Source organism: Cryobacterium sp. Sr3 (assembly GCF_004402835.1).
Taxonomy (GTDB): domain Bacteria; phylum Actinomycetota; class Actinomycetes; order Actinomycetales; family Microbacteriaceae; genus Cryobacterium; species Cryobacterium sandaracinum.
The window spans coordinates 63,338-71,605 of sequence record NZ_SOFA01000032.1 but is presented as its reverse complement, the minus strand read 5'-3'; the positions used below and the strand labels follow the sequence as shown (position 1 = coordinate 71,605).

Genomic DNA, 8,268 nt, shown 5'->3' with positions numbered 1-8,268 from the left:
GCCACCGCCCGCACTGCCGCCGCGGGCGCCGACGCCGCGGGCACCGGCACGACGAGCGCCGCCGCCGGCCTGTGGGCACAGCCGAGCGGCTGGCGGCTCGGTCCGGCCCGGCCGGTGCACTACAGCCTGCGGGTCAGCGCCACCGAAACCGTCGACGTTGCCGTGCTGACCGGCCCGGACGGCCTGACCGTGGCCGTCGACGAACGGATGCCCGTTCCCGGCCGACTCGCGCCCGTCACCGGCCACGCCGATACCTTCGCCTGTGAACTGGGCGGCCGCCTTGAGGTGCTGCAGCTCGTGTCCGACGGCCCGCGCCTCTGGCTCGGCCAGAGCGGTTTTGGCACCGAGCTGGTGCACCGCTCCCGGGCCGAGCAGCTCGTCGACCGCCTCACCGGCCTCGACCGGGCCGGGGGAGAGGCCGGGGCGGCCCGGCCGGAGGTGCGCTCGCCGATGCCCGGGACCGTGGTTGCCGTGCACCTCGCCACGGGCGACCTGATCGTCGCCGGCCAGCGCATCCTCACCGTGGAGGCCATGAAAATGGAGCACCATCTGCTGGCCGAAACGGATGGCCGGCTCACCATCGGCGTGCGCCCGGGTGACCTCGTGCGCCTCGACCAGATCGTCGCCACAGTCGCCGCCACCGCCGTGACCACCGGGACGGAAGCCACACCACCAGCCACGCCAGTCAAGGGAGACCCAACGTGAAACAGGAACTGACCGAGCAGCAGCAGCAGCTCAGCGACACCGTGCGCGACTTCGCCGACATGGTCGTAGCGCCGGCCGCCTACGAGTACGACACCAAGCGCAGCCTGCCCTATGACATCATCGCCCAGATGGGGGAGTTGGGCCTGTTCGGCCTGCCATTCCCGAAGGAGTACGGCGGCCAGGGCCAGGACTACTTCGCGCTCTGCCTCGCGGTCGAGCAGCTTGCCCGGGTCGACCAGTCCATCGCCGTCACCCTCGAGGCCGGCGTGGGGCTCGGCATCATGCCCGTCTACCGGCGCGGAACCGAGGCGCAGAAGCAGGAGTGGGTGCCGCTGCTGACCAGCGGGCGTGCGCTCGCCGCGTTCGGGTTGACCGAGGCGGATGCCGGCTCCGACGCCGCCGGCACGAAGACCACGGCCGAGCTTTCCGGCAGTGAATGGGTGATCAACGGCACGAAGCAGTTCATCACCAACTCCGGTTCCGAGATCACCCGGCTGGTCACCGTGACAGCTGTCACCGGCGAGTCCGAGCGCCCCGACGGCTCGGTGAAGAAGGAGCTCACGGCCATCCTCGTGCCCACCCCGACCCCGGGGTTCACGGCGCTGCCGGCTTATGACAAGGTGGGCTGGCACACCTCCGACACGCATCCGCTGCTCTTCGAGAACGTGCGCGTGCCCGAGGCCAACCTGCTCGGCGAACGCGGCCGCGGCTTCGCCAACTTCGTGCAGACCCTCGACGAGGGGCGCATCGCCTTCGCCGCGCTGTGCACGGGTGCGGCACAGGGCTGCCTCGAGGAGTCCATCCGTTACGCCAACACCCGCAATGTGTTCGGCCGGTCGATCGGCTCCAACCAGCACATCGCGTTCAAGATCGCACGGATGCAGGCTCGCGTGTACACGGCCCGCCTCGCCTACTACGACGCGGCCATGAAAATGGTGCATGGACACCCCTTCAAAATGGAGGCCTCGATTGCCAAAATGGTGGGAAGCGAAGCCGCCATGGACAACGCCCGCGACGCGACCCAGATCTTTGGCGGCTACGGGTTCCTGAACGAGAACCCGGTGGCGAGGCACTACCGCGACTCGAAGGTGCTCGAGCTCGGTGAAGGCACTACCGAGGTTCAGCTGATGGTCATCTCGCGGGCGCTTGGGTTCACCGGTTAGGCGGGAGGAAAATGAGCGACGAACGACGCACGATCGAGCAGCGCGGGCTGTATTACGAGGAATTCGACCTCGAGGCCCGCTACCGGCACAGCCCCGGTCGCACGGTGACCGAGGCCGACAACGTGCTCTTCAGCACGCTGACCATGAACTCGCAGGCACTGCACCTCGACGCGGCGTGGGCGGCCACCCAGCCGTTCGGGCAGCGCCTGGTCAACTCGATGTTCACGTTGGCGACGCTGGTGGGCAGTTCGGTCGCGCAGCTGACGCAGGGCACGATCGTGGCGAACCTCGGCTTCGGGGAGGTGACGTTCCCGCATCCGCTCTTCCACGGCGACACCCTCTACTCCGACACGATCGTCACCGCCCGCCGGCTGTCGGCGTCCCGGCCGGGCCAGGGGCTGGTCACGCTTCGGCACACCGGTCGTAACCAGGAGGGCGACGTGGTGGCCACGGCCGAGCGCACGGTGCTGGTCTGGTGCCGGGCGGCCGTCCAATGAGCTTCGACCTTGGACCCGCGCTGCTGTTCTGCCCGGCCGACCGCCCCGACCGGTATTGCAAGGCGGCGGAGCGGGCGGATGCCGTGATCCTCGACCTGGAGGATGCGCTCCTGCCCGGCAACCGGGCACGCGCTCGCGGCCTGCTGGTCAGCCATCCGCTCGACCCCGAACGCACCGTCGTGCGCGTCAACCCGGCCGACACGCCCGACTTCCAGCTTGACCTCGCCGCCCTCGACGACACCCTGTACCGCTACGTGATGCTGCCGAAGACCGTGAGCGCCGCCCACCTCGCCGCTCTCGCCCGGTTCGAGGTGATCGCACTCTGCGAGACCGCCGCGGGGGTGCTCGCCGCCCCCTCGATTGCGGCCGAGCCCAATGTGGTGGCGCTGATGTGGGGTGCCGACGACCTGGTGGCCTCGCTCGGCGGCAGCTCGAGCCGGTTCCCCGACGGCAGCTACCGCGCCATCGCCCGCCATGCTCGGTCCGCTGTGCTCCTGGCGGCCGGGGCCAACGACAAGGCGGCCGTGGACGGCGTGTTCCTGGCCATCCCCGACCTCGAGGGTCTGCAGGCCGAGGTGGTGGATGCGGTCGCGAGCGGATTTCGCGCCACCGCCTGCATCCACCCCAGCCAGGTGCCCGTCATCCGGGCCGCCTACCGGCCCACGCCTGCCGAGGTCACGGCGGCGTGGCAAATCCTGGAGGCGGCCGCGGGAGAGGGGGGCGTGTTCGCCTACCAGGGGCGCATGATCGACGCACCCCTGCTGCGCCACGCCGAGGCGGTGCTGCGGCGGGCGGCGACCGTCCCGCCGGAACCGGGATTTCCGACGGGATCGGCTCCGGCCGACTCGGTGGACCACTAGCTGCCTCTGTTCGGCGTCGAATTCGTTCACGGCGCAGCGCGGGGCGACCGCTGATTGCCCGAACCGCGTAAGCCCTGCGGCATATCCGTGGCGCCTTGTGGCTTAGTCAGGAGATACGTCTGGCCACGCCGGGCATCCACGCCGGTTCCGCACTGGTCCGGGGCGGCAGGTTCACGAGGGCGACGGATGTCCTGAGTTGACCACACGCGCGGGCTCGTCCTGGGCCCATCCACCCCGGGGGAGCCAGGGGCGTCAACCGGCTCGGTGGGCTCTTAGGCGGCGTTGGCCGCGAGGGTCTTCTCGATCGCCTGCACGATCTCGTCGGACTCCGGCTCGACCGTCGACGCGAAGCGGTTGACGATCTCACCCTCGGGACTTACCAAGAACTTCTCGAAGTTCCACTTGATCAGACCGGGCAGCAGGCCCGACTTGAACTTGGTCAGCTGAGCGTAGAGCGGGTGCTGGTGCCTGCCGCGCACGTCGACCTTCACGCTCAGCGGGAAGGTGACGCCGTAGTTCTTCTGGCAGAACGACTCGATGTCCGCCTCGGCCCCTGGCTCCTGTCCCATGAACTGGTTGCAGGGAAGGCCGAGCACGACGAGTCCCTCGTGCTGGTACTTCTGGTAGAGCGCTTCGAGACCGGCGTACTGCGGAGTGAACCCACATTTCGAGGCGACGTTCACGACCAGGACGGCCTTGCCGCCGAACTGGCCGAAGGTCGTTTCCGTGCCGTCGATGAAGGTGAGTGGGGTCGAATACAGCTCTGAGGCAGACATGCGGCTGACGCTACCGGTGCTGCCTTCGAGAAGGCTGGGCAGGGGAGCGGTGAAGGGGCTGACCCGGCTGCGATAGAATGAGTCGTCATGAGCATCATCCGTGCCCTCTCGACTGCCGTGTCGATGACTTCACGGACCTGACGCCACCGCCTTCGGACTCAGCCTCGACTCCGACCCGATCGGACATTAGCGTCCGCCCCGGGCGCGGCCGCCCGAATCCAGACTTTGCACGATCTGTTCACCAGAACATCCGTTCACCAGGACCCGACCACGGTCCACTACGCGAGACACGCCCGCGACGCGCGCGTTTTCACACTGAGAAATGAGTTTTTTTGACCAAGCACCCGCTCGACCTGTCCACGCCGCCGCAGCTGCCCAGGCGCGGCCTCCGCGTCACCCCGCTCGGCGGTCTCGGCGAGATCGGCCGCAACATGACGGTCTTCGAACACAAGGGCAAGCTCCTGATCGTGGACTGCGGCGTTCTCTTCCCCGAAGAGACCCAGCCCGGCATCAACGTGATCCTGCCCGACTTCTCGTCGCTGCGCGACCGCCTCCAGGACATCGAGGCCATCGTGCTCACCCACGGCCACGAAGACCACATCGGCGGCGTGCCGTACCTGCTGCGCGAGCGCAAGGACATCCCCGTCATCGGATCACAGCTGACCCTGGCCTTCGTCACAGCGAAGCTCGAAGAGCACCGCATCACGCCGCGCCTGATCGAGGTCAAGGAGGGTCAGCGCCGCAAGGCCGGCCCGTTCGACCTCGAGTTCCTCGCCGTGAACCACTCGATCCCCGACGGACTCGCCGTCGCGATCCGCACTGAGGCCGGCCTCGTGCTCGTCACCGGCGACTTCAAGATGGACCAGTTCCCCCTCGACAACCGCCTTACCGACCTCCCCGGCTTCGCCCGGCTCGGAGAAGAGGGCGTCGACCTGTTTCTGACCGACTCGACCAACGCCGAGGTTCCCGGGTTCACGGTGACCGAGGAAGACATCCGCCCGGCCATCGACGCCGTCTTCCGCACCGCTCCTCGCCGGATCATCGTTTCCAGCTTCGCCAGTCACGTGCACCGCATCCAGCAGGTCATCGACGCCGCCGCCCGCCACAACCGCAAGGTGGCCTTCGTCGGCCGCTCGATGGTGCGCAACATGGGCATCGCCGAGAAACTGGGCTTCCTGCAGGTGCCCAAGGGCCTTTTGGTTGACGTCAAGGCCTTCGACCGGATGAAGGACGACAAGGTCGTCCTGATCTGCACCGGTTCGCAGGGTGAGCCCATGGCCGCGCTGGCCCGCATGGCCAACCGCGAGCACACCATCAAGATCGGCGAGGGCGACACCGTTCTGCTGGCCAGTTCGCTGATCCCCGGAAACGAGAACTCGATTTACCGGGTCATCAACGGCCTCACCCGCTGGGGTGCCAACGTCGTGCACAAGGGCAATGCCAAGGTGCACGTCTCCGGCCATGCGTCGGCCGGCGAACTCGTCTATGTCTACAACATCGTCAAACCCAAGAACGTCATCCCGTACCACGGCGAATGGCGCCACCTCAAGTCCAATGCCGATCTGGCCATCCGCACGGGCGTCCCCGAGGACCAGGTCCTCGTCGTCGAAGACGGCGTGGTCGTCGACCTCGTCGACGGTGTCGCGAAAGTCACCGGCCGCGTGGCTGCCGAGCTCGTCTTCGTGCACGGTATGACGGTCGGCGGCGGCGGCTCCGAGGAGGCTCTCGCCGACCGCGTGCAGCTCTCCAACGACGGCGCGGTCACGATCCTCGGCATCCTCGACACCCGAACCGGGCTTCTCACCGAGCCGGTCGAGTTCATCGCCCGCGGCTTCGTGCAGGACAACGAGTGGATCCAGGGCGCGACCAAGTCCATCGATGACGCCCTGCGCGCCGCGAACAAGGTCAAGATCGTCAACGGCGCAGAGCTCGAAGACATCTTCACGCAGAGTCTGACCCGCTGGATGCAGCGCAAGTACCGCCGCATCCCGGTCATCACTTCGGTCGTCGTCGACGCCTGATTGTAGCCGCCGGGCCGCCGGGCCGTTCGGCCCGGTGGCCCTCCCGCTTCCTTCGCAACCAGAAACGACTCGGCGCTCATGACCCCTGAAATGTCCGGTAGGAAAAACGCCCGTCGGTCCCGACGGCGTTCGCGTGTGCTGATCGCGCTCAGTGTCATCGTGGCCCTGCTGGCGACGACGGCGATCGTGGCCGTGGTCAATCTGCCCGACGACCTGTCAATCGGCCGGTTGTCGCAGAAGAGCAACATCTACGCCACCGCGAGTGACGGTTCGCCCTATCTGCTCGCCTCCTTCTATGACCAGAACCGGGTCGAAGTGAGTTCGGATGCGATCAGCCAGTACGTGAAGGATGCGGCGACCTCCGGCGAGGACCCGGGATTCTACGAGCACGGCGGCGTGAACGTCTGGGGCAGCCTCACCGGCGCCGTCACCACGCTGTTCACCGGCGACGTCCGCGGCGGATCCTCGATCACCCAGCAGTACGTGAAAAATGTGCTCGTGCAGCAGTGCGAGGCCCTTTCCGACGACGCCGAGCGCATGATTTGCTACGACGCGGCCACGGAGACCAGCCCGTGGCGCAAACTCAAGGAAATGAGCCTCGCCGTCGGTCTGGAGAAGAAGTCCTCCAAGGACGACATCCTGCGGCAGTACCTGAACATCACCGGCTTCGGTGGATCCGTCTACGGCATCGAGGCGGCCGCCAACTACTATTTCAACACGACCGCGGCCGCGCTGACGCTGCCGCAGGCCGCGAGCCTCGTCGCGATCGTGAACAACCCGGTCAAGTTCCAGCTCGACGAACCCGACAGCACGACCAACGGCGCCGCCAACGGGTACGCGGCCAACAAAGAACGCCGTGACTACATCCTCGACGAGATGCAGGAGAACGAGAAGATCAGCACGGCGGACCACGACGCCGCGATCAGCGCTCCGATCGAACCGACCATCACCGAACCGAGCACGGGGTGCCGCACCGCGGGCGGAAGCGCCTACTTCTGCGACCTGGTGCTCCAGACCCTCCGGAACGATCCGGCCTTCGGGGCGGATGCCGATGCCCGCCTGGCCAACTTCCGGCTCGGCGGCTACAACGTGTACACGACCCTCGACCCCGTCCTGCAGAGCGCGGCAGAGAGCACCATGGCCGAGAACGTGCCCAAGACCTTCGAGGACTGGGATGTCGGCGGCGTGATCACGAGCGTGGGCGTCGGTACAGGGCGGGTGCTGGCCATGACCCAGAACAAGGACTATAGCCAGGACCCGGCCGACACCGGAGCGAACTTCACCGGCATCAACTACAACACCGATCTCGACCAGGGCGGCTCCAACGGATTCCAGACCGGGTCGACCTACAAGGTTTTCACCCTCGCCGAATGGCTCACTCAGGGTAATTCGCTCGCCGACTCGGTCAGCGCCTGGGAACGCGACGAGTGGGGAACCTTCGAGGACAGTTGCAACGGTCCCCAGGACTACGGCGAGAGCTTTGCGCCCGGCAACGACTCCTCCTCGGATGACGATTCCTCCTATTCCGCCCTGGAATCGACCATCGACTCGATCAATACCGGCTTCATCGGAATGGCCAAGGAACTCGACCTCTGCGGCATCCGCAAGACGGCCGAAGCCTTCGGCGTGCACCGCGCCGATGGTGGCGCGCTGGAACAGGGCGCGTCCGCGGTGCTGGGCACCAACGAGATCGCGCCGCTGACGATGGCCGCCGCCTACGCGGGGATCGCCAACAATGGCGTCACCTGCACGCCGATCGTGATCGACCGGATCACCGGCCCCGACGGAGCCGAACTTCCCGCCCCGCAGTCGAATTGCACGCAGTCCGTCACCCCCGAGGTTGCCGCGGCCATGAGCTACGCGATGGAGCGCGTGATGACCAGAGGCTCGGGTAGCCCGTCGTACTACGACACCGACCCGCAGGTGCCGATGATCGGCAAGACCGGCACCACCGATGAGAACGGGGACACCTGGATGGCCGGTGCGAGCACGAAGGTCGCCACCATCGTGGGCGTCATGAACGTGTCCGGGGTCGGCGAAGACCAGCGGGAGACATATTTCGAGAGCGGGCAGGCGGCCACGGCCCGGCACCGGATGTGGCCCGAGATGATGGGCGTCGCCAACGAAAAGTACGGCGGAGACGAGTTCACGGAGCCGCCGCGCGACCTGACCCGCTGACCCCATGCCCGACGGCATCCGCCTGACCGCTGCCCTCGTGCTGGCCGCTGCCCTCGTGGCGTCAAACC

7 protein-coding genes are annotated in these 8,268 nt (G+C 67.3%); 6 read left to right on the top strand and 1 reads right to left on the bottom strand.

The features are described from left to right. The 4 genes from E3N94_RS09005 to E3N94_RS08990 form a co-directional block, all read left to right on the top strand. On the top strand, positions 1-705 hold a 705-nt coding region (locus E3N94_RS09005), incomplete at its 5' end, for a biotin/lipoyl-containing protein (protein WP_134570103.1). Then, positions 702-1,868: an acyl-CoA dehydrogenase family protein gene (locus tag E3N94_RS09000; RefSeq protein WP_104101134.1), complete on the top strand. Its 1,167-nt coding sequence runs from the start codon at positions 702-704 to the stop codon at positions 1,866-1,868. The genes E3N94_RS09005 and E3N94_RS09000, both read left to right, overlap by 4 nt. A gap of 11 nt (positions 1,869-1,879) precedes the next feature. Next, entirely contained in the window at positions 1,880-2,365 is a 486-nt protein-coding gene (locus tag E3N94_RS08995) for a MaoC family dehydratase (RefSeq protein WP_104101137.1), read from the top strand. Then, positions 2,362-3,225 (top strand): CoA ester lyase, encoded by an 864-nt coding sequence (locus tag E3N94_RS08990; protein ID WP_134570102.1) that lies wholly within the window; start codon positions 2,362-2,364, stop codon positions 3,223-3,225. The genes E3N94_RS08995 and E3N94_RS08990 overlap by 4 nt, the downstream gene beginning before the upstream one ends. 272 nt (positions 3,226-3,497) lie before the next feature. On the opposite strand, the gene E3N94_RS08985 is transcribed toward E3N94_RS08990, so the two are convergent. Continuing rightward, entirely contained in the window at positions 3,498-4,001 is a 504-nt protein-coding gene (locus tag E3N94_RS08985; RefSeq protein ID WP_134570101.1) for a glutathione peroxidase, read from the bottom strand. A 332-nt stretch (positions 4,002-4,333) separates the two neighbouring features. On the opposite strand from E3N94_RS08985, the gene E3N94_RS08980 reads away from it, so the two are divergent. Together E3N94_RS08980 and E3N94_RS08975 are read left to right on the top strand one after the other, a co-directional pair. Further along, positions 4,334-6,022 carry a ribonuclease J gene (locus E3N94_RS08980; RefSeq protein ID WP_233191417.1) on the top strand — a complete coding sequence of 563 codons (1,689 nt, stop codon included), beginning with the start codon at positions 4,334-4,336 and terminating at the stop codon, positions 6,020-6,022. A gap of 135 nt (positions 6,023-6,157) precedes the next feature. Further along, the gene (locus E3N94_RS08975; RefSeq protein ID WP_166790086.1) at positions 6,158-8,200 is read left to right on the top strand and encodes a transglycosylase domain-containing protein; all 2,043 of its coding nucleotides are present in this window, start codon (positions 6,158-6,160) and stop codon (positions 8,198-8,200) included. Positions 8,201-8,268 lie beyond the last annotated feature (68 nt).

Coding starts and splice junctions, on each gene's coding strand:
- E3N94_RS08990 (WP_134570102.1), top strand. CDS start 2,362: ATGAGCTTCGACCTTGGACCCGCGCTGCTGTTCTGCCCGGCCGACCGC.
- E3N94_RS08985 (WP_134570101.1), bottom strand. CDS start 4,001: ATGTCTGCCTCAGAGCTGTATTCGACCCCACTCACCTTCATCGACGGC.
- E3N94_RS08995 (WP_104101137.1), top strand. CDS start 1,880: ATGAGCGACGAACGACGCACGATCGAGCAGCGCGGGCTGTATTACGAG.